18 protein-coding genes are annotated in these 21,178 nt (G+C 63.6%); 8 read left to right on the top strand and 10 right to left on the bottom strand.

The window, feature by feature from the left end:
• Positions 1 to 2 precede the first annotated feature (2 nt).
• The 3 genes from ACQRAG_RS07015 (at position 3) to ACQRAG_RS07025 (ending at position 4,267) form a co-directional block, all read left to right on the top strand.
• The gene (locus tag ACQRAG_RS07015; protein ID WP_303740149.1) at positions 3 to 2,264 is read left to right on the top strand and encodes an FAD-dependent oxidoreductase; all 2,262 of its coding nucleotides are present in this window, start codon (positions 3 to 5) and stop codon (positions 2,262 to 2,264) included.
• Between the two features lie 13 nt (positions 2,265 to 2,277).
• A complete protein-coding gene (gene qmoC / locus ACQRAG_RS07020; RefSeq protein WP_168934693.1) occupies positions 2,278 to 3,462 on the top strand; it encodes a quinone-interacting membrane-bound oxidoreductase complex subunit QmoC in 1,185 nt (394 codons plus the stop codon).
• An 85-nt stretch (positions 3,463 to 3,547) separates the two neighbouring features.
• Positions 3,548 to 4,267, top strand: a complete 720-nt coding sequence (locus tag ACQRAG_RS07025; protein ID WP_168934694.1) for a hypothetical protein — start codon at positions 3,548 to 3,550, stop codon at positions 4,265 to 4,267.
• Positions 4,268 to 4,946: 679 nt separating this feature from the next.
• On the opposite strand, the gene ACQRAG_RS07030 is transcribed toward ACQRAG_RS07025, so the two are convergent.
• Both ACQRAG_RS07030 and ilvD read right to left on the bottom strand, forming a co-directional pair.
• Positions 4,947 to 5,888, bottom strand: coding sequence for an AEC family transporter (locus tag ACQRAG_RS07030; RefSeq protein ID WP_204674803.1), 942 nt, complete (start codon positions 5,886 to 5,888; stop codon positions 4,947 to 4,949).
• 230 nt (positions 5,889 to 6,118) lie between these two features.
• A complete protein-coding gene (gene ilvD / locus ACQRAG_RS07035; RefSeq protein ID WP_297137967.1) occupies positions 6,119 to 7,798 on the bottom strand; it encodes a dihydroxy-acid dehydratase in 1,680 nt (559 codons plus the stop codon).
• A gap of 340 nt (positions 7,799 to 8,138) precedes the next feature.
• Between ilvD and ACQRAG_RS07040 the strand changes: the two genes are divergently transcribed.
• On the top strand, positions 8,139 to 9,710 hold the full coding sequence (locus ACQRAG_RS07040) for a lipopolysaccharide biosynthesis protein (protein WP_204674805.1): 1,572 nt from the start codon (positions 8,139 to 8,141) through the stop codon (positions 9,708 to 9,710).
• An 83-nt stretch (positions 9,711 to 9,793) separates the two neighbouring features.
• Here ACQRAG_RS07040 and ACQRAG_RS07045 read toward each other — a convergent pair whose 3' ends face one another.
• Genes ACQRAG_RS07045 through ACQRAG_RS07070 form a run of 6 tightly spaced genes read right to left on the bottom strand, consistent with a single transcriptional unit; the run spans position 9,794 to position 15,658 of the window.
• Positions 9,794 to 10,828 (bottom strand): dihydrodipicolinate synthase family protein, encoded by a 1,035-nt coding sequence (locus ACQRAG_RS07045; protein ID WP_337440297.1) that lies wholly within the window; start codon positions 10,826 to 10,828, stop codon positions 9,794 to 9,796.
• On the bottom strand, positions 10,722 to 11,519 hold the full coding sequence (locus ACQRAG_RS07050) for an IclR family transcriptional regulator (RefSeq protein ID WP_300645204.1): 798 nt from the start codon (positions 11,517 to 11,519) through the stop codon (positions 10,722 to 10,724). The genes ACQRAG_RS07045 and ACQRAG_RS07050 overlap by 107 nt, the downstream gene beginning before the upstream one ends.
• A gap of 15 nt (positions 11,520 to 11,534) precedes the next feature.
• Positions 11,535 to 12,722: an MFS transporter gene (locus ACQRAG_RS07055; RefSeq protein WP_303953055.1), complete on the bottom strand. Its 1,188-nt coding sequence runs from the start codon at positions 12,720 to 12,722 to the stop codon at positions 11,535 to 11,537.
• 24 nt (positions 12,723 to 12,746) lie between these two features.
• Entirely contained in the window at positions 12,747 to 13,928 is a 1,182-nt protein-coding gene (locus ACQRAG_RS07060) for a mandelate racemase/muconate lactonizing enzyme family protein (RefSeq protein ID WP_302260574.1), read from the bottom strand.
• A gap of 60 nt (positions 13,929 to 13,988) precedes the next feature.
• Positions 13,989 to 14,750, bottom strand: coding sequence for an SDR family NAD(P)-dependent oxidoreductase (locus ACQRAG_RS07065; RefSeq protein ID WP_300645197.1), 762 nt, complete (start codon positions 14,748 to 14,750; stop codon positions 13,989 to 13,991).
• The gene (locus ACQRAG_RS07070; protein WP_300645195.1) at positions 14,747 to 15,658 is read right to left on the bottom strand and encodes a DUF5107 domain-containing protein; all 912 of its coding nucleotides are present in this window, start codon (positions 15,656 to 15,658) and stop codon (positions 14,747 to 14,749) included. The genes ACQRAG_RS07065 and ACQRAG_RS07070 overlap by 4 nt, the downstream gene beginning before the upstream one ends.
• 340 nt (positions 15,659 to 15,998) lie before the next feature.
• Between ACQRAG_RS07070 and thiS the strand changes: the two genes are divergently transcribed.
• The 4 genes from thiS (at position 15,999) to thiF (ending at position 19,054) form a co-directional block, all read left to right on the top strand.
• Positions 15,999 to 16,199 carry a sulfur carrier protein ThiS gene (gene thiS / locus ACQRAG_RS07075; RefSeq protein WP_168934698.1) on the top strand — a complete coding sequence of 67 codons (201 nt, stop codon included), beginning with the start codon at positions 15,999 to 16,001 and terminating at the stop codon, positions 16,197 to 16,199.
• 77 nt (positions 16,200 to 16,276) lie between these two features.
• Positions 16,277 to 17,062, top strand: a complete 786-nt coding sequence (locus ACQRAG_RS07080; protein WP_204626571.1) for a thiazole synthase — start codon at positions 16,277 to 16,279, stop codon at positions 17,060 to 17,062.
• Positions 17,063 to 17,075: 13 nt separating this feature from the next.
• Positions 17,076 to 18,200: a 2-iminoacetate synthase ThiH gene (gene thiH / locus ACQRAG_RS07085; RefSeq protein ID WP_204674807.1), complete on the top strand. Its 1,125-nt coding sequence runs from the start codon at positions 17,076 to 17,078 to the stop codon at positions 18,198 to 18,200.
• 242 nt (positions 18,201 to 18,442) lie between these two features.
• On the top strand, positions 18,443 to 19,054 hold the full coding sequence (thiF, locus tag ACQRAG_RS07090) for a sulfur carrier protein ThiS adenylyltransferase ThiF (RefSeq protein ID WP_427803934.1): 612 nt from the start codon (positions 18,443 to 18,445) through the stop codon (positions 19,052 to 19,054).
• 421 nt (positions 19,055 to 19,475) lie between these two features.
• Here the strand turns inward: thiF and ACQRAG_RS07095 are convergent, their stop codons facing one another.
• Both ACQRAG_RS07095 and thiL read right to left on the bottom strand, forming a co-directional pair.
• Positions 19,476 to 20,126, bottom strand: a complete 651-nt coding sequence (locus tag ACQRAG_RS07095; protein ID WP_427803933.1) for a class II aldolase/adducin family protein — start codon at positions 20,124 to 20,126, stop codon at positions 19,476 to 19,478.
• A gap of 2 nt (positions 20,127 to 20,128) precedes the next feature.
• Positions 20,129 to 21,178: a thiamine-phosphate kinase gene (gene thiL, locus ACQRAG_RS07100; protein WP_289616842.1), complete on the bottom strand. Its 1,050-nt coding sequence runs from the start codon at positions 21,176 to 21,178 to the stop codon at positions 20,129 to 20,131.

Raw genomic sequence — 21,178 nt, forward strand, 5'->3', positions numbered from 1 at the left:
GCATGGCCAGCAAGATCGGCGTCTATTTTGACGTACAGAACATCGGCGGCGGCCTGGATGTGGAAGCCCTGGCCGAACAGGTCCGCAGCAAATGGAGCGACCTCACCCCTGTGGTGAAAGTGCTGCCCATGCTGAGCGTGGCCGAAGACGAAGTGCGTGCCGACATCGAAGCCAACGGCCTTGACGGCGTGCTCTTCTGCGGTGCCAGCCCCCGCGACGAAGCTACCCCCTGGCAGCTGCCCGTGCAGGTGGAACACGTGAACCTGCGCGAACAGTGCGTGCTCGCCTACAAGAACCCCGACGGTTCCGCCGTCAGCGGCGCGGCTCCCGCCCTGCTGACCCAGATGGCCACCGACTACGTGAACATGGGCGTGGTCAAACTGCAGAAGAGCAACATGCCCGAATCTGCGGCCATCGAAGGCATCAAGCGCATCCTGGTCATCGGTGGCGGCTGGACCGGCCTCACCGCCGCCCAGGAAGCCGCCAAGACCGGCTATGAAGTCATCCTGGTGGAAAAGGCCGACAAGCTCGGCGGCGCGGTCAACAACATGCCCATGGGCTCGCCCCTGCAGGCTCCCTGGGAAGACCGCCAGCCCACCAACCTGGCCGAAAAGATCGCCGCTGTGACCGGCAACAGCAGCATCACCGTGCTGCTGAACTCCCACATGGCCAAACTGGAAGGCCAGCCCGGCGAGTTCAAGGCCACCGTGGCCACCGCCAACGGCGAACAGACCTTCGACATCGGCTCCGTGGTCCTGGCCACCGGCTGGGTGCCGCTGGCTGAAAAGTATCTGGAAAGCATGGGCCTGGGCGTGAACCCCAAGGTCGTCCATGCCGCCCAGTTCGCCAAGATGCTGGGCGAAGGCAAGGTCGACGCCCGCCGCATCGCCTTCGTGCTCGACACCACCATCGCTGAAGAAGCCCTGCAGAAGGCCGCTGACGAAGCCGCCGCTGCCGAGGCCGAAGCCCCCGCCGCCGAAGCTCCCGCCGAGGAAGAAGAAAAGGGCTTCGTCAAGGAGAACCTGGAAAGCATCAAGCACCTGCGTTACTCCAACGCCGTCAACAGCGTGGGCATGCTGCGCATGGCCAACATCATCTGTGACAAGACCGATGACGCCGTGCAGGCCTTCGTGCTGTACAAGGACATGACCATCCCCGGCATCCTGGAACGCTTCTACAAGAAGATGCAGGACCGTCTGGGCCTGATGATGACCAAGGCCGACGTGACCGACATCCGTGATGCCGGCAACCACATGGTGGTCAGCTGCAAGAACACCCTGCTGGGCATGGACTTCGATCTGGATGTGGATCTGGTGGTGCTGCCCACGGGCGTCGTGCCCACGACCGCCAAGGACGTGGTGGTGGAATTCGACTACCGTCAGGGCCCCGACTTCCCGGATCTGCAGCTCTTCGACGGTTTCGCGGACTCCAACTACATCTGCTTCCCCTACGAAACCCGCCGTACCGGTGTCTACGCCGCCGGCTGCGTGCGTCAGCCCCAGACCCTGGACGCCTGTGAAGAAGACGCCCGCGGTGCCGTGCTCAAAGCCATCCAGTGTGTGGAAGCCGCTTCCCACGGTGTGGCCGTGCATCCCCGCTCCGGCGACAATTCCTACCCGGTGTTCAACTTCGTGCGCTGCACCCAGTGCAAGCGCTGCACCGAAGAATGTCCCTTCGGCGCCCTGGACGACGACGAAAAGGGTACGCCCAAACCCAACCCGGCCCGCTGCCGTCGTTGCGGTACCTGCTTCGGCGCCTGCCCCGAGCGCGTGATTTCCTTTGCCAACTACAACATCGACCAGATCGGTTCCATGATCCGCGAAGTTGTGGTGCCCAAGGACTTCAAGAAGGAAGGCCCCCGCATCCTCATCCTGGCCTGCGAAAACGACGCCTACCCCGCCCTGGATATGGCCGGTATGCGCCGCAAGGCCTGGAGCCCGTACTGCCGCATCATCCCCGTGCGCTGCCTCGGCTCCGTCAACGCCATCTGGGTGTCTGACGCCATGAGCAAGGGCTTCGACGGCGTGCTGCTGCTGGGCTGCAAATATGGCGAAGACTACCAGTGCCACTTCATCAAGGGTTCCGAGATCTGCAACCGCCGCAAGGAAAACATCGCCGAGACCCTGAACCGTCTGGGCGTGCAGCCCGAGCGCGTTGACCAGCTCGAAGTGGCCATCGACGAATATGACAAGGTGCCGGACATGATCGACGAATTCGTCGCTCGCATCGTGGAACTCGGCCCCAACCCGTTCAAGGGCATGTAGGAGGAAGGCTGCAATGGCACAGAATATTCTCAAGCCGGATTCCACCTTTACGCGGGAGCTGATGGAAGCGGGCGGCGAAAGCCTGAAAAAATGCTATCAGTGCGCCACCTGCTCCGTGGCCTGCCCCATGGCTCCGGAAAACGCTCCCTACCCCCGCAAGGAAATGGTGTGGGCGTCCTGGGGCCTCAAGGAAAAGCTGGCCACCGACGTGGACCTGTGGCTCTGCCACAACTGCGGCAACTGCGCGGACCTCTGCCCCCGTGGTGCCCGTCCCGCCGACGTCATGGGCGCTGCCCGCAACATGGTCTACCGCGATCTGACCGAGCCCACCATCGTGGGCAAGTGGATGAGCAAGCCCTCCGGTCTGCCCTTCCTCTTCGCCATCCCGGCCCTGCTGTGGCTCTTCATCTGGTGGATCCGCGCCGGCTTCAATGACGGCAACTGGTTCCCCCGCGCCGCCGACGGCCGCATCGTGTTCGGTCAGGTGTTCTATGGTGACTACACCATCGACCCCATCTTCATGATCACCTTCTTCGGGGCCTGCTTCATCCTCTACAAGGGCGTGCGCAAGCTCTGGGGCATGTTCAAGCCTGAAGGCCGCCTGACCGTGCTTGGCAAGACCAAGGCCTGGTACTGGCACCTGCTGGACGTGCTCATCGACGAAGTGGTCACCCACCGCAAGTTCGACGACTGCGAAGCTGGTCCCAAGACCGGTACCTATGTGCCCAACCGCAAGGCCGGCCACATGATCCTGGTCTACAGCTTCGTCATCCTGGCCTTCGTGACGGCCGTTGTGGCTCTGGGCCACTGGGGCGGCAAGATCATCCCGCTCATCAAGATCGAGACCCCCATGCCGCTGCTGTACCCTGTGAAGATCCTGGCCAACCTCGGCGCCATCATGCTGGTCTGTGGCCTGGCCATGCTCACCGCCCGCCGTCTGAAGCTGAACCCCAAGCATCAGGGTTCGAGCTGGTATGACTGGTACCTGCTGGGCATCATCTGGCTGGTGGCCGTGACGGGCATCCTGTCCCAGGTCTTCCGCCTGGCCGATGCCATCCAGCCCGCCTTTGTGGTGTACTATCTGCATCTGGTCTTTGTGTGGATGCTCTTTGCCTACCTGCCGTGGTCCAAGCTCGGTCACTTCGTGTACCGCACCGCGGCCCTGCTGTTCGTCCGCATGTACGGACGCGGCTACTAGGATGGTCTTCCGGGCCGTCGCCCCGTGACGACGGCCCGCACAGGCTCACACTGCAAAACACCGTTCTCCGAGGAGGAGGCCGAAAATGTCTGATACCGCTCGCAAAATGTTCCCTGTGGAAACCGTCCTGGCCCTGGCCGTCGCCAAGAAGGGCGCGGACGTGAAAGATATCGCCGGTTACATCACCGGTCGCAGCATCGTCTGTGACGCCTGCGCCGCCGCCGTGGCTCCCTTCGCCGCTGCCTGGCTGGCCAAGCTGTCCCCCAAGTTCCTGGACATGAACTACAAAGACGGTGACAACTGGGGCGACTTCGTCAACCAGGGTGCCCGTCTGCTGGGCGACACCATCTCCCTGACCCCCATGGACGACTGCCTGAAGAACGCCGTCGCCACCGTGCTCGACATGATGGACGACATGCACGGCACCATGGTCAGCCAGCGCGCCGAGATCGCCACCCTGCGCCAGCAGGTGGAGACCCTGGCCCCCTATCAGGGCAAGGCTGAAGAACTGCAGAAGAAGTGCGACAAGCTGGAAGACACCATCAAGACCATGAAGACCGACATGGGCGGTCTGCGCCGTCAGGTGGCCGAATTCCAGGGCAAGGTCGCCATCAACCATGACGAACTGATGCAGAGCATCAAGGACGCCATCAAGGACAACCTGAAGAACATCACCGTGGGTGTGGCTGCTGCCGGCGTGGCCGGTGAAGCCGCCGCCGAAGAACCCGCCCAGGAAGAAGGCGGCGTGCCGGACGATTTCGGTTTCGGCACCAGCGGCGCCAACTCCGACGGCTTCGGCTTCTAGTCCCAAGTCAAGGCATCGCCTTTCAAGGCGCGTCCGTTCCGGCGGGCGCGCCTTTTTTCGTGGTCGCCCAGCGCGGAGTAAAAGGGGCAGTGCCCCCTGCCCGGGATGAGGGGGAGCCATAGCGCGACAGCCAGCCGTCCGATGGACGGCCGCTGCCCGGGCCCAGGGCCTGGTCGCCTCCGCGGCGAAGCGGCAAGTGGGCGGGGCCTGCGCGGCCCCAGCCCTCCTGCCCCGCCGTGCCCCGCGTCAGGTCCCGGTTTCGTCACGGCGCGCCGAAGGCGGAGCGGCACCACGCCTTCGGCGTACGCCGCCAAAGCGGCGAGCTCAATGGGGGGAGAAGGGCGTTGGAGAAATCGTGGGGCAGTATGCTGGATGAAGAACAAGGGAATGGAAAGCCTTGGAACGGGGGTTCGATGGAGGGGATGACGACCTTGCTCAAGCGGCGCAATACATAAAGAAGGCAGGCCATGCGTGGCAGGGCCGGACAGAAGCAGGAGTGATGGTCCAGCCGGAGAGAAAGCCAGGCCGCGCCTGACGGAGCGGCCTGACCGATAAAGCGCGTTTGAAGGAGGATGGGGGGAGCTTGAGGGGGGAAGGAGGGACCTTTGCGCGCGAGCCAAAGGTCCCTCCTTCCCCCCTCAAAAAATCCGGTCCCCCTCTCGCCGACATCCCTTCGCCGCTACAGCGAAAGCAGGGTCATGGCCACGGGGATGGTGATGACGGAAAGGACGGTCGACAGGCTGACCAGCAGGGCCCCGAAGGGCGCATCCGTCTTGTAGACGGCGCCCAGGATGGAGATCTGCATCATGCAGGGCAGACCGGCCTGGATGATGAACACCTTTTCCATAAGCTCGGGCAGCTCCACAAAATGCAGCATGCCGGCCAGTATCAGGGGGCAGATGACCAGCTTGCCCAGCAGGGCCAGCACCAGGTCACGCGACAGATGCAGATGGCGCAGGTCCATCTTGTAGAGGCAGATGCCGATGAAGATCAGGGCCAGCGGCGTGGTGAGGTTGCCCATGTAGCGCAGGGCTTCCTGTACGAACTCCGGCAGCCGCAGGCCCAGCAGGGTCATGGCCAGCCCGGCCAGAAAGCCCAGCATGGGCGGCGAGAAGATGTGGCGCACATTGTCCAGCAGCGTGGCGGAACCGCGCAACGCTTCGTTGTCATGGCTCATGATGTAGCTGCCGATGCTCCAGAAAAAGGTGGTATTGGCAAAGAAATACAGCAGCACATAGGGCGCGGCCGCATCACCGAACAGGGCAAGATTGACGGGCAGCCCGATGAAGACCGTATTGGACGTGGTGAAGCTGGCGCAGAACAGGCCGAAATGCCGCCGTTCCACGCGCGTGACCTTGGCCACCAGCAGGGCCACGGCAAAGGTCAGCAGGATGCTGAACAGCGGGAAGATCGAACCGTAGATCAGGTGGACGAGGTCGTCCCGGCCGAAAGAATGGGTGATGGTATAGAACAGGTAGGAAGGCAGGGCCACGGTAGTGACCAGCCGGGGCAGCAGGATCTGGGTCTCGGGCGAGAACCAGCCCTTGCGGGCCAGCACATACGCTATCGAGACGATGATCTGCAAGCTGAGGATGCCCTGAAGGGCGTGCAGAAAAACCATGATGGCACCTGTGCGGCAGGAAGAGGCCCTGCCAGAAAGCGATGGTCCCGCACTGCACCGGCGGCAATGCGGGACCATCGGCAAAGGAACGGACGTCCTCCGGCGTTCCGGGTATCACACCGGCCCCGAAGAGCCGGACGGACGCCCGGAAGGAACAGGAGCCCCATGCACGGGGAACGGCGGCACGGCGTCTTTCCCCTGCGGGCGCCTGTCCCGGCCGGGAAAGCGTCCTAGACTTTTTTGTACATGGCGCCGCTGTCGGCGGAGCTCACCATGCTGGCGTAACGGCGCAGCACGGGATAGGGGCATTCCTTCTGCGGCGGCACCAGCTCGGCGCGACGGCGGGCCAGTTCGGCTTCGTCCACCAGCAGATCCAGCTTGCGGTTGGGGATGTCCACCAGGATGCGGTCGCCGTCACGCACCAGGGCGATGGGGCCACCGTTGGCGGCTTCGGGCGAGATGTGGCCGATGGCCGCACCGTTGGTACCGCCGGAGAAGCGGCCGTCGGTGAACAGGGCCACGTCCTTGCCCAGGCCCATGCCGGTGATGGCGGCGGTGGGGGACAGCATCTCGCGCATGCCGGGGCCGCCCTTGGGACCTTCGTAACGCACCACCACGCCGTCGCCGGGCTTGATCTTGCCGTCGAGGATGGCGTGCATGGCGTCTTCTTCGCTCTCGAACACGCGGGCGGTCACTTCGCGGCGCATCATTTCGGGCGCCACGGCGGACTGCTTGACCACGGCGCCGTCAGGGGCCAGCGAACCGCGCAGGATGGCGATACCGCCTTCCTTGGAATAGGCGTTGTCGATGGTGTGGATCACGTCCGTATCCAGGATATGGGCGTTGCGATCCTTCAGGTTCTCGCCCACGGTCTTGCCGGTGACGGTCATGCAGTCCTTGCGGATCAGATCCAGCTTGTCCAGCTCGCTCATGACGGCCGGGATGCCGCCGGCGTTCTCCAGGTCCACCATGTAGTGGTGGCCGGCGGGGGAAAGCTTGCAGAGGTTGGGGCTCTTGCGGCTCACTTCGTCGAAGACGGACAGGTCGATGTCCAGACCGGCTTCATGGAAGATGGCGGGCAGGTGCAGGGTGGTGTTGGTGGAGCAGCCCAGGGCCATGTCCACGGCGATGGCATTTTCCACGGCGCCGCGGGTGACGATGTCGCGGGGACGGATGTTGCGCTTCACCAGATCCATGACGCGCATGCCGGCCTGCTTGGCCAGACGCACACGGGCCGCATGCACGGCCGGGATGGTGCCGTTTCCGGGCAGGGCCACACCGATGGTCTCGGCCAGGCAGTTCATGGAGTTGGCCGTGAACATGCCCGCACAGGAACCGCAGCCGGGGCAGGCGCGTTCTTCCCACTGGGTCAGCTCTTCTTCGCTCATCTGGCCGTTGCGCACGCGGCCCACGCCCTCGAACAGGGTGATGAGGTCGCCCTGCTTGCCGGGGGTCAGGGTACCGGGCAGCATGGGGCCGCCGGAGACCAGCACCGAGGGGATGTTCAGGCGCATCATGGCCATGAGCATGCCGGGCACGCACTTGTCGCAGTTGGGGATGAAGACCAGAGCGTCGAAGGCATGGGCGCGGGCCATGATCTCGATGGAGTCGGCGATGAACTCGCGCGAAGGCAGGGAGAAGCGCATGCCTTCGTGGTTCATGGCGATGCCGTCGCACACGGCGATGGCGGGGAATTCCAGGGGGGTGCCGCCGGCCATGCGCACACCGGCCTTGACGGCCTCGGCCAGCTTGCCCAGGTGCAGGTGGCCGGGCACCACTTCACTGGCGGCGTTGACCACGCCCACCAGAGGACGTTCCATTTCCTCGCGGGTCAGGCCCAGGGCATAAAGCAGGGAACGGTGAGGGGCCTTTTCCAGGCCGGATTTCATTTTTTTGCTGTTCTCTTCCATGACGGTATCCTTTGGACGTTTGTCAGCGGCCCGCGCGGCGGCAGAAGGCCGCAAAAGGATCGCGCGGGGATCTTGTGCATGGGCGTCACGGGGGCAGCGGCGCGGCAGCCCGCCGCATGGTGGCGTTGAGGGCGGGGCGGGACCGCCGGTAAGGCGGCCGCTCCCGGAGCGGCTGGGCCGCGTCCTCCGGTGCGCTGTTTGTGCGTGCGCTCAATGTTTTTTCATACGCAAAAAGCCGGAGGCCGTAAACACTTGTCCCCGGCAGGCAGCCGGTCCGCAGGGCACGCCGCGCCCCATTCCCGGCTTGTGGCACGCCGCAAAGTGGGCTAGGTTTTCCCGCATGGAAAACAGGACGACTCCCCCCTCCACGCCAAGCCTGGCGCGTCGCTATATATGCAAGCTGCTGGCCAACGTGGCTTCCGTGCCGGTCTATCTGGCCATGGAAGCCATCCTGCCCCGTGCCCTGGGCCCGGCCATGTACGGCAATTACAGTTTTGCCACCAACTTTTTCCAGCAGCTGTTCATGTTCCTGGACATGGGCACGTCCACCTGCTTCTACAATGCCCTGTCCCGGCGCCAGTCCGAAACGGGCCTCATCAGCTTCTACATGCGGCTCAGCCTGCTCATCGCCGTCATCAGCCTGCTCATCGCCGGCGCCATGCAGGTGCCCCTCGTCGGCAACTGGCTCATGCCCGACGTGCCCCTGTGGCTGGCCCCGCTGGCCGCCATCTGGGCCTTTCTGACCTGGTGGGGCCGCGTGCTCCGCTCCATGAACGATGCCGTGGGCGCCACCGTGCAGTCCGAGATGGTGCGCACCGTGGTCTCGCTCTCGGCCGTGTTCCTGCTTATCGGCCTGTTCCTGCTGGACTGGCTGAACATCTTCAGCCTTTTCGGCCAGCAATACGCCATGCTGGGCGTCACGGCCCTGGGCTACTGGATCGTCACCCGGCGCCACTGGGAGCGCTGCTACGGCGGCCCGGACGCCACCTTCTGCCTGCGCCTGAGTGCCGACAGCAACAAGGCCTACCGTCACGAATTCTTCACCTACAGCCATCCGCTCTTCGTCCAGGCCCTGCTCATCTTCCTCATGGCCGCCGCGGAACGCTGGCTGCTGCAGTGGTTCGACGGCAGCGCCGAACAGGGCTATTTCGCCCTGGGCCACAAGGTCTGTCTGGCCTGTCTGATGTTCGTCTCGGCCATGACGCCGCTGGTCATGCGCGAGCTCTCCATCGCCTGGGGGCAGCGCGACCTCCAGCTCATGGGCCGCCTGGTCAACCGCTTCGCCCCCCTGATCTATGCCGTGGCCGCCTACTTCGCCTGCTTCAGCATGGCCGAGGGCCCGGCCCTGGTGCGCATCTTCGGGGGCGCGGAGTTCACCGCCGCCATCCTGCCCGTGCAGATCATGGCCCTCTACCCCCTGCACCAGTCCTATCTGCAGCTGGCCAGCTCCGTGTTCCACGCCTCGGGCCGTACCCGCGAACTGCGCAACCTCACCCTGCTGGAATGCGTCTACGGCATGACCACGGCCTGGTTCCTGCTGGCGCCCGAAGCTTACGGCGGACTGCATCTGGGGGCCGTGGGCCTGTCCATCAAGACCATCGCCGTGCAGTGCGTGACCGTCAACATCTGCCTCTGGCGCGCCTCGCGCTTCGTGCCCATCCGGCTGCTGCCCATCATGCTGCACGAGATCTGGTGTGTGCTGGTGCTGGCCGCCGTGGCCTTTGCCTGCCGCGAGCTCACCCTCATGCTGGGCCTGGGCGGCATCGACTCCCTGCTGCGCTTCCTGATCTCCGGCGTCGTCTACACCCTGGCCGCCGCGCTCACGGCCCTGCTCATCCCCCAGCTGCTGGGCATGAGCCGCGCCGAGATGGACGAAAAGATCCGGAAGCTGCGTGCCCGCCTGGGACGCTGATCCCGCTCTCCGCACGCCATCACCCAAACGAAAAGAGCCGCCGAAATTTCGGCGGCTCTTCTACGATAACGTCCGGGATAACGCTACAGAAGCGCCAGAAGGCCGTCTATCATGCCCTTCAGCCTGGCAGCGGCCTCTTCGCGTCCTGCGGTCTCGCCGGCGCCCAAAGGCAGCTTGGGAGCCCCCATGGCATAGCCGCGCACCTCAAGGGCCAGCTTGAAGCCCGCCGGGAACGGCATGGCCTGCATCATGGCGCGGGCAACGGGCACCATCTTCTTCTGCAGGAACAGGGCCCGTTCGTGGTCCCCTTCCTTCCAGAGCCGGTAGATGGCGGACATATACTCAGGCAGCACGGCGCAGGTGGCCGTAAAGCAGCCATAGCCCCCCATGTCCAGCGTGGCCAGCAGGGCTTCTTCCCGGCCCGTCAGGAAGTGGGCCTTGCTGCCGGCCCTCTCGATGGCATCCATATAGTTGACCATGTCGATGAGAGAGCCGCTGGAGTCCTTGATGCCCACGACATTGGGCTCCTTGGCGAGGCGGCAGATCACATCATACGGGATCGAAGGCGAGAACAGGGGGATGTTGTACAGGATGACGGGCAGTCCTCCCAGTTCTTCCGAGCGTACGACCTGCAGGAAGTAGGCAGCCAGGGAATCCGGCGTAAGGTGATAAAAATAGGGCGACATCAGGACGACCCCATCACAGCCGCATTCACGGGCATGCTTGCCGAGAGCCATGGCTTCCTGGGGAGCGCAGCCGGGGATGCCCGGCAGGACAGCCACCCGGCCGCGGGCCTGATCTTTGACGATATCCATCAGGCGACAGCGCGAGGCGAAATCCATGGCAACGGATTCCCCGCTGGAACTCACGGGAAAGATACCGTCCAGCCCGCCTTCTATCTGCATTTCCACCAGCTGGCGGTTGACCTCCTCGTTCAGACTCCCGTCTGCCGAAAAGGCCGTCAGCATGGCTGAATAAACTCCCGCCGGATAAAACATTGTCTGCTCCTTCCTAAAGTTGTTTGTCCTCAAACGTTCCCGGATAGCTTCCCCCCAAGGCGGAAGTGATGCCCCGGGCAGCCTTGCGCAGCTCTGCCCGCAGTCCGGGCAGGCTGGCATCTCCCATCTGCAGCAGCGGGCCGGAGATACTGACGGCTGCGGTCACATGGCCATCCACGGAAAAGACCGGCATGGCCATGCAGCGTATCCCCAGTCCGTCTTCCTCATTATCCATGGCACATCCCTGGCGGCGGATGTCCGCCAGATGATTCAGCAGCACATCGCTGCTGGTGATCGTATGGACGGTGATGGGTTCGAGATGCAGACGGCTCACGATATTCTTCTGCTCTTCAAGAGGTTGCCAGGCGAGCAGTGTCTTTCCTATCCCGGAAGAGTAAAGAGAGATCCTCTTGCCTTCCCAGGAGTTGATCTGAAGGGCACTGTTCATGGGCTGCAACTTGATGAGATAAAACGCCTCTGTTCCGTCAAGGCAACCAAGATGGCACGTCAGATCAACGGTATTCCGCAATTTTTCAAGATAGGGCATGGCCTGGTCCCGCAAATTGATGCGGCCCGCAGCGATTATCCCGATCTCATAGAGCTTGAAGCCGAGCGCATAGGTCTTGCTCTGCGGCAGCAGACGCACATAGCCAACATCCAGCAAGGACTGCAGCAGCACATAGGCGCTGGTCTTGGGGATGGACAAGTCACGCACGATGGTCTGCAAGGTGGCTTCATTGTGCGCAAGATAGTCGAGCAACTGGGAAATACGCCCCACAAGCGGATTACGGTATCCTTTCGATTGCGTCATGACGGCTTCCTGAGATTACTTGTAGTAAGATCCGTTCTTTATGGCCAGCTTACGTAATCCAGAAATAACAAAGACAAGGATCAGCGTCGATACAGGAAGGATGTAGAACCCGTTTTTCAGGTCGCCGGAAAGGTCACCGATCAGGCCCATGAACAGAGGAGCATTGGCGTAGCCGATGTAACCGATCAGAGCGATGATGATGAAGTAGCCAGCCTTGGCGCCCGGCTCCATATCGGAGATGAGACCGGTGATCGACGGCCACATGGGACCGGCACAGATACCGGCAAGCGCCAGCGAAATATAAAATATTTCGATACCTTCCATAGTAAACAGGAGGATTGCCGATGTAAAACCGCAGATCTGTGCGATATACATCATGTAGTAAGCGATCTTCTTCCCGTTGAGCAACGCTGTTGTAAACCTTGCAAGACACATGAACAAGCCGAAGATGGCAAGACCAGTCGCTGCATACTGCTGGTTATCATGCAGATAGAGGCTGATATACGTCGCACTCCAGACATAGAACATGTTCTCGATGCCTGCGGAGACAAAGATCCCGATACTCAGCAGACGCCCGGCCGCCTTGGAGAACACGGCCTTCAGGGCTTCGCTGTAGCCGCCCTCTTCCGCTTCGACAGCAGGCAGGTCGGAGAACAGCAGGATGAAAGCCACGACGACGGGCATGATGGAGGTATACAGGAAGATCTGGCGCCAGGTCACACCGTGCTCCATGGCATAGCCGTACAGCAGGGGGATCAGGATGACGGCGATGGAGAACACGCCCTGGATGGCGTTGAAGAACTTTTCCGTATTGTTCTCGGCCTGATGCAGGTTGGTGATGGTCTGGGCGATCAGGGATTCGACAAAGCCCGCCCCAAGGCCGGCCAGGATCACACCCGCAAGGAAGAAGGAATAGTTCCCCGACAGGGCAGACATGACGAAGCCGACGGCGATACCGAAACGCGACAGGACGAACAGGGTCTTGGCGCTGACCACCCGCAGAAGCTTGACCGTGATGACGAGGATAAAGAGGATGGCGTAGCTTCTGAGAGTCTCGATACTTCCTGCAGTCGCATAGTCGATGCTGAATTCCTTGATAATCTGCGGCAACAGCGTCCCTGTGATGATGGCACAGATGGCATGGAAGAAAAGCAGAACCATCAATGAGATATCTGTTGCACGAAACCCTTTGAGTGCTTTCATGGCAGCCCTCCCTCTTGTAGGCTACTAGATGACCGGTGATGTATAGATGTTCTTTCCGTCGACGCTCATTTCTACCGTACGCTGATATTTCCTGATGGCCTCGGCACGCGGGACGACGCCCAGACCGGGAGCTTCCGGCAGGGAGATGGTCCCGTTGCCATCGAGCTGCATGGGCTGTTCCGTCAGATCCAGCGAAAGGTCGCTCGGCTGGAACGGGTATTCGCACAGCGTGCTGTCCGCCATGCCGGCAAAAGGCTGGATGGAGGCGCTCAGGGCAAGCTGGGTCGTAAAGGTGTGGTTCACGTAGCGCACATGCTGCTGCATGCAGGCCCTGGCCACGTCATGGGCCGCCGTGATGCCGCCGATGCGGCCGGTATCGATCTGGACGAAGCCCAGGGAGGCGTAGCGCATCATGTGCTTTGCCATCTCGGGATTGTGGGCGCCCTCGCCACCGGCAAGGTTGACGGGCCCGGCCAGTTCCGCCAGGCGGGAGTAATAGTCGAAGTCATAGCTGGAGAACGGCTCTTCCAGCCACAGGACGCCCGCCGCCTTGAGCGAGGGCAGACGCCGCGCGGCCTCCTGCACGGGATCTTCGGCCTGGGTCCAGACCGTCCCGGCGTCGACCATCAGCAGCACGTCCCTTCCGGCTTCCTTACGGGCAAGTTCCAGATGGGCGATGTCCGTCTCAAGATCGCTGCCGTAGCCGCCCCAGCCCAGCTTGACCGCCCGGAAGCCCCTGCGCACGGCTTCCGCCACATTGGCCTGGGTCTGTTCCGGCGTCTCGCCGAACAGCATGGAGGCATAGGCGGTCTTGGGCAGGGCGCGGTCATAGCCCAGCAGGCTGTAGACGGGAGCCTGCTCTTTTTTCCCCAGCAGGTCCCAAAGGGCGATATCGATGCCGGACAGCGTGTGCGGCGCCTGGAGCAGGTCAAGGCAGTTGGCCTGGACCTTGCGGCGGATGCGCAGGATGTCGGCGGGAGAATCCACGGACTCCCCTTCCAGCTGCGAACCGACGGATTTGCAGGCCGAGTGCGACATGGGGGTCACATAGGCCGCGATGGAGACCAGCGGCGAGGCTTCGCATTCCCCCCATCCTTCCAGGCCCCCCGCGCGGACGCGGACGAGAAGGGCATCCTGGCTGCCGTCACCGATGTCACGAATATGGGGCAGGGCAAGATAAAAGAAATCAACAGATTCTATTTTCATGACGATCTCCCAGTACCACTGGGGTATGTTTTCCGGGCCGCCGGGCGGCCCGGAAAAGGATTAGAAAGTGATGGTCAGGCCACCGTCCACATGGACGGTCTCACCGGTCATGTAGCTGGCGCCATCGCCGGCCAGGAAGTAGCAGACGCTGGCGATCTCTTCAGGCATGCAGGCCCGCTTGGCCGGCATGTGGTGGCCCGTCACATAGTTGTCGCGGAACCACTGGGTCTCCGTCTCGTCCACGCCGTTGGGGTCGAGGGCCATGGGCGTTTTGACGAAGCCCGGAGCGACGGCATTGATGTTGATGTTGAGCGGCGCCAGTTCCACAGCGCCGGCCCGCACCATCTGGGCCATGGCGGCCTTGGCCATGCTGTAGGCGCTGCTGCCCGCTTCCGCATGGTTCCAGTGGATGGAGGTCACGTGCACGATCTTGCCCCCGTTCTTCATCTTCTGGGCGGCAAGGCGCGTCGTCAGCAGCGCCCCGTTGACCATGATGTCAAAGATGCTGCGCCATTCTTCCAGGGGCGTGTCCAGCATGGACGTACGACGGAACAGACCGGCGGAGCTCACCACGGCGTCGAGCTGCCCGCCCCAGGCCTCATCGATCAGGGCCCCGGCGCGATCCATGGTCTCCTGGCAGCTGAAGTCGCCCGCGCACACAAGGTGCTTGCCGGCGGGGAATTCCGACACCAGTTTTTCGAGGCACTGCTGCCTTCTGGCATTGACCATGACATTCCAGCCATTGGCCGCGAACAGGCGGGCGGTCGCCTCACCGATGCCGGAGGCAGCTCCCGTGACAAAAACATTGCGTGTCGTGCTCATGACAACCTTCCTGCGTTGATGGTTACTGTGGTGCACAGGGTCTCACCCGGGGCCAGCGTGCTGCAGGTCCCGTCCTTTATGGATTTCCCCAGCGAACAGGGGATGGCGGTAGCCGGTTCCAGGACGCCCGTATACAGACCGTTCCAGCCGCCGTAGCTGGCAAAATACCAGGCATAGGGGAAGACCCCGGTATCGAAGCTGTAGCTGAAGAACGTGCGGGCCGCGGGGCTTTCCATACGCATCTCGCCCCGTTCGAGATCATGAAGGAAGAAAAATTCGCTGCGCTTTTCCTGGGCGGAACCGACGATGTCCAGGCGTTCGCCGTGATAGTCGGGCCAGGGGAAAAAGCGACTTTCATGGCGCCCTGTGAAATCGGCATCGCCGATCTCGCCACGCTTTGCAGGGCAGATGATCCTGTCTCCCTCATGCAACAGGAGAGCAGCATGCATCTTGAGGAGGAAATGGCTCTTTTTTGAGGATGTATTCGTTATCCTATAATCCATGACAACAGTCCCGGCATCCCCCGACAGCGTCATCTTTTTCTCATAACGCAGACCGGATGCAGGAAGCGTGGCTGAAAGCAGGATGGAATCCTGTCCGGACACGCAATCAAGCGCCGTTGTCCAAAGTTCACCGTGGTCAGGATACTGGATACCATCGATGACTTCTTTTTCATCATTGGGAAGAAGCTCGTCTATGCCGCCATAAAAATGCGGATCATACGCTGTTCCCTCGGGATAAGGACGCAAGGCAAGGTTCTCATTTCGCCAAAGAAGCTCCTGGCCCGTGTCCTTAAGGCAAAAACTGACGATTTTTCCGCCTACAGAAGGACAAACAACAAGGGAGATGCTGTCATTCTCAAGGCAGATGCCTTCGACACCTTCAAATTCTGTACGCCTTATGCTCATTCTTCCCTCCACTATTTTGGGAGATTTCTTCCTCTATAGCGCAAAAGGAGGGGAAAATGTCAATATTTAGGATTAAAGTTCCATATACAGAACAACTTCCAACAATATGCCCCTGCCCCCTTGCAATATTTCTGTCCCGGGACTAGTTTTTTGCTTCCGGCTGGGGGAGCCTGCGGGCTGAGAAAGGGTGCAAGGACCCTGACCCCTAGGGCCGCCGTGCGGTCCTGCACCTGATGCAGATAGTGCTGTCGAAGGGAAGCTGGCAACGTGCGCTCTTTTTGCGCCCAACGTGCCCGTTTCGCCCTCTTGCAAGGTGGACGGGTTTTTTTGTGGAGGCAGTATGCAACTCACCATCAATGGCGAAGCCTGTACCTGTGCCGAAGGCCTGACCGTGGCGGCCCTGCTGCGGGAGCGGGAACACGATGCCACCGCCGTGGTCGTGGAACACAACGGCCAGATCGTGCCCGCCGCGGACTTCGCGGCCACCGCCCTGAACGAGGGCGACGTGCTGGAGATCGTGCAGTTCGTGGGCGGCGGTTAGCCGCCGGCACGACGACGTTTTTTCTTCCTCTGCGCCCAGTGCGCACCGCGCGGCCCGGTCGGCCGCAGGAGACCATCATGAGCGATTTTCAGAACAACGATCCCCTCATCATCGGCGGCGTGGAACTGCAGAGCCGCCTGTTCATCGGTACCGGCAAATACAGCAATGACGCCCTCATCCCCGACGTCTGCGCCAGCAGCGGCGCGCAGGTGATCACCGTGGCCATGCGCCGCGTGGAAAAAGGCCAGCAGGGCATCGTGGGCCACATCCCCTCCCACATGCGTCTGCTGCCCAACACCTCCGGCGCCCGCACCGCCGAAGAGGCCGTGCGCCTGGCCCGTCTGGCCCGCGCCGCCGGTTGCGGCGACTGGATCAAGATCGAAGTCATCTCCGATACCCGCCACCTGCTGCCCGACGGCTACGAGACCGCCAAGGCCACCGAGATCCTGGCCAAGGAAGGCTTCACCGTGCTGCCCTACATCAACCCCGACCTCTATGTGGCCCGCGCCTGCGCGGATGCCGGTGCCGCCGCCGTCATGCCCCTGGGCGCGCCCATCGGCACCAACCGCGGCCTGCGCACCCGCGAGATGATCGGCATCCTCATCGAAGAGATCGACCTGCCCATCGTGGTGGACGCCGGTATCGGCCTGCCCTCCCATGCCTGCGAGGCCATGGAGATGGGCGCCGCCGCCTGCCTGGTGAACACCGGCATCGCCTCGTCCACCGATCCGGTGCTCATGGGCCGTGCCTTCCGTCAGGCCGTGGAAGCCGGTCGTGCCGCCTGGCTGGCCGGTCCCGGTGCCGTGCGTGCCTGCGGCGAAGGCGCCCAGGCCTCCTCTCCGCTGACGGGCTTCCTGCGCTAGGTCGGGGGCGGACATGGAAAACTTTCAGCAATATCTGGAAAACAACTGGCCGCGCGAACGCCGCAGCCGGATAGCCGCCAGCGCCACCGAAGACCAGGTGCGCGCCGTGCTGCGCAAGGACTACCTGCAGCCCGCCGACTTCCTGACCCTGCTCTCGCCCGCGGCCGCGCCCCTGCTGGAGCAGATGGCCCAGCGCGCCCATGAGCTGACCCTGCGCTACTTCGGCCGGGCCGTGAACCTGTTCACGCCGCTCTACGTGTCGGACTACTGCACCAACCAGTGCCGTTACTGCGGCTTCAACGCCAACAACAAGCAGCCGCGCCGCCACCTGAGCCCCGAAGAGGCCTACGACGAAGCCAAGGCCATCGCGGACATGGGCCTGCAGCACATCCTGCTGCTCACCGGCGATGCCCGCAAACTCTCCTCGCCCGAGTACATCGCGGAGGTCGCCCGCCGCATCAAGCCCCTGTTCGCCAGCGTGGGCATCGAAGTCTACTCCATGACCGAGGACGAATACCGCCTCATGGTGGAAAGCGGCGTGGACAGCATGACCATGTTCCAGGAGACCTACAATCCCGAGCTCTACGACTGGCTGCATCCGGTGGGCCCCAAGAAGGACTACGCCTTCCGTCTCAACGCCCCCGAACGCGCCGCCCGCGCGGGCATGCGCTCCCTGGGCCTGGGCGCCCTGCTGGGCCTGGACGAGTTCGAACAGGACGCCTTCGCCACCGGCCTGCACGCCTGGTGGCTGCTGCGCCATTACCCCGGCGTGGACGTGGGCCTGTCCATCCCCCGCATCTGCTCGCACGAGGGCAGCTTCGACATCCCGCACGCCCTCGATGACCGCCGCTTCGTGCAGTATGTGACGGCCCTGCGCTGCTTCCTGCCGCGCTCGTCCATCACCTGCTCCAGCCGCGAGAGCGCCTTCATGCGTGACCACCTGATCCCGCTGGGCGTGACCCGCGTCTCGGCCGGTGTGTCCACCGCCGTGGGCGGCCGCAAGACCCACGCCGACAACAGCGGCCAGTTCGACATCACCGACCACCGCAGCGTGGAACAGATGATCGCCGACCTGACCAAGAACGGCTATCAGGCCGTCATCAAGGACTGGGAAGACCCCACCCTGACCCACGCCTAGGCTGAGTGTTGTGAGGGGAGGGGGCCCCCTCCCCAGCGCGCTTTATTCGGGAGGGACGTCTTTCCGCCGGAAAGACGTCCCTCCTTTTCATACGGGGGCGGGGCAGTCCACCTCTTCATGGGGGCCGGGTTCGCCCGTTGTAGCCGGGTCCCTGTCCATTCCGTGACTGCGGCCCGGAAAGGGCTGTTTCAGGATGAAGTTTGGACGCATCCATCCGTAAACCGTTTTTCAGGGAGTCTGCCATGAGTGAGAACGTATTGCGTCAGGGCCTGACGCGCTATCTTTCCCCGGCCCGGCTGGAGGCCCTGCGGGCCGCCCGGGTGGGCGTGGCCGGTGCGGGCGGTCTGGGCTCCAATGCCGTCCTGATGCTGGCCCGCAGCGGTGTGGAGCATTTCCTGCTCATCGACGACGACGTGGTGGACGCGTCCAACCTCAACCGGCAGCAGTTCTGGCCCCGGCATCTGGGCCGTCCCAAGGTGGAGGCCCTGGCCGAGCTGGTGCGGGAGCTGAACCCCGACGCCCGGGTGGAGACCTGCCGCCTGCGTATCGACGCCGCCAACGTGGACGAAGTGGTGGCCCGCTGCCCCCTGTGGCTGGAAGCCCTGGACGGCGCGGCGGACAAGCGCCTGCTGGTGGAAAAGGCCATGCTCTCGGGCCGCCGCATCGCCAGTGCCTCGGGCATGGGCGGCTTTGGCGGCAAGCCCATGCAAAAACGCGTGCTGGGCAATCTGGTGCTGGTGGGCGACTTCGAGACCGACATCCTTGAGTATCCGCCCCTGGCCCCGCGCGTGACCGAGGCCGCGGCCCTGCTGGCCGACGCCATGCTGGAATTCATCCTCACCGGCGTGGAATAGGCCTTTTCCGAGAGGCTCCTCCCTGATGCCTCGCGCCTGACGCTGCCCGGCAAGGAAGACGTGCCCACGCCCACAGCTGCCTGTGTCGCCAGCGGGTATGGCCTGCGGCGGCCTTCCGCCGCTACGGACAAAGGGATGGCCCGCCCCTTTTTCTCCATGTCTCCCCATAACGACAGGATGCCCCTTGTCGGCACCTGCCCAGAGCCATGACGAACGTACGGCCCCGGACTGCCATGCAGTCCGGGGCCGTACGTTCTGATAAAGCGCGCTGGGGAGGGGGTGGGGAGCTTGAGGGGAGGGGGGACCCCTCTCGCGCCAGCAGAGGGGGCTCCCCTCCCCTCAAAATATGGCCCGCAGGGCCGTGCCCGTTAGCGACAAAGGAAGCTACGGGCATCGACAGCGAAGGGGCCCCCTCAAACAACTAACACGATCCGGCCAGCAGCTGGATGGCGGCCAGATGTTCCAGTTCTTCGCTGAGGGTGAGGGCCTGGCCCAGGCAGGGGGCCGAAGCGCACAGGCCATGGCGGGTCATCCACACGGCCTCGAAGTCACGGGCGGCCTGTCCCACGGCCTCGGCCAGCTCGCGGGTACCGGGTTCGAAGGCCGGGGCGTAGCCCAGCCGGGCCCGCCAGACGCCGGACTCGAAGACCGGCAGCTTCAAAAAGCGATCCTGCCAGTCCGGCTGGCTTTCCAGCTTCAGGGCCAGGGCCAGCAGCTGCCGGGGATGGGTGTGCAGGATGGCCCCGCACCGGGGCCGGGCCGCATAGACTTCCAGATGCATGAGCCCTTCGCTGGACGAAGGCCCGCCGTACAGGGTGGCGCCGCTCCGGGCATCCAGCACGCACAGGTCCCGGAGCGTCAGGCGTCCCTTGGCCGCGCCGCTGCGGGTGATGACGATGCGCTCGCCTTCGGGGCTCTGCCAGCGGTAGCTGGCGTTACCGTTGCAACCGGCCAGCATGCCGCCGTGCCAGGCTTCACGGCAAACTTCGGCCAGCTCCCGGACGATGGACGACGGCAGGGCAGCCAGGGCGATGTCCCGGCCCTGACGCTGATGGAAACAAGGAAAGGGCATGGCTAGGCCTCCGCGGATACGGCAAAATGGTCAAAGCCCTGGAGTGCGTCCAGCGGCTCGTTGTTGCAGGTCAGCTCCCCGTCATCGGTGATGGTGCCGATGCTCATGAAGCCGGGGATGGCCGCATGCAGGATGGGCAGCATGTCCGGGGCGCAGGAGCCCAGCAGGGCGTAATCCTCGCCGCCCAGCAGGGCCTCGTGCACGGGATTGAGCCCGTTCTCGCGGGCATGGCGCACCACTTCGGGATGGAGCATGCCCTGCGGCAGCAGGATGGCCGCGCCCAGGCCGCTGTCCGTGGCGGTGCCCGTGTCGCCTTCGCGCCGGGCCCGGCTCTCGCCGGTGCGGCCCAGCAGGCGCGGCAGGTCGCGCATGATGCCGTCGGAAAGATCCATCAGTGCCGGGGGCCGGGCATTGGCGCCCGCACGGGCCAGCATGAGCCCGGCATCCACCTGCGGCACGGGCAAAAGATGCGCGGCGCAGGCAGCGGGCCAGTGCTCCAGCGCGGCCCGGCCTTCTTTTTCCAATACCTGCAGGCCCACGCGGGCCAGGCCCGGACGGCCCACCACGAACAGGCTGTCCCCGGGCATGGAGCCGCCCCGCACGAGGAAGTCCCCGCCCGTGTAGGACTCGCCCCAGATGGTGATACTCACGTGCAGGAAGGGGCTGCGGGACAAGTCGCCGCCCGCCAGGGCCAGACGCTGTTCCTGCGCCAGAGCGGCCATGCCGGAGAAAAAGCGGTCGAGCCACAGCGCATCCACGTCATCGGGCAGGCCCAGGGCCAGGGTGAAGGCCAGCGGGCGGCCGCCGCAGGCCGCGATGTCGCTCACATTGACGGCCAGGGCCTTGTGGCCGATCTCTTCGGGCGTGAAATAGGAGCGCCGGAAGTGGACATCCTCCAGAAAAAGGTCGCTGCTCACGCACAGGGGCGTGCCGGCCTTGAGCACGGCGCAGTCGTCGCCCCTGCCCAGCAGCAGGGAAGGATGCGTGGCCGGGAAATGCCGGGCCAGACAGGCAAGGATGCTGTCTTCAGAAGCGCGCGAAGGCTGGGACAT

Origin of the sequence: Desulfovibrio sp. SGI.230 (genome assembly GCF_050313065.1) — a bacterium.
Lineage (GTDB): Bacteria > Desulfobacterota > Desulfovibrionia > Desulfovibrionales > Desulfovibrionaceae > Desulfovibrio.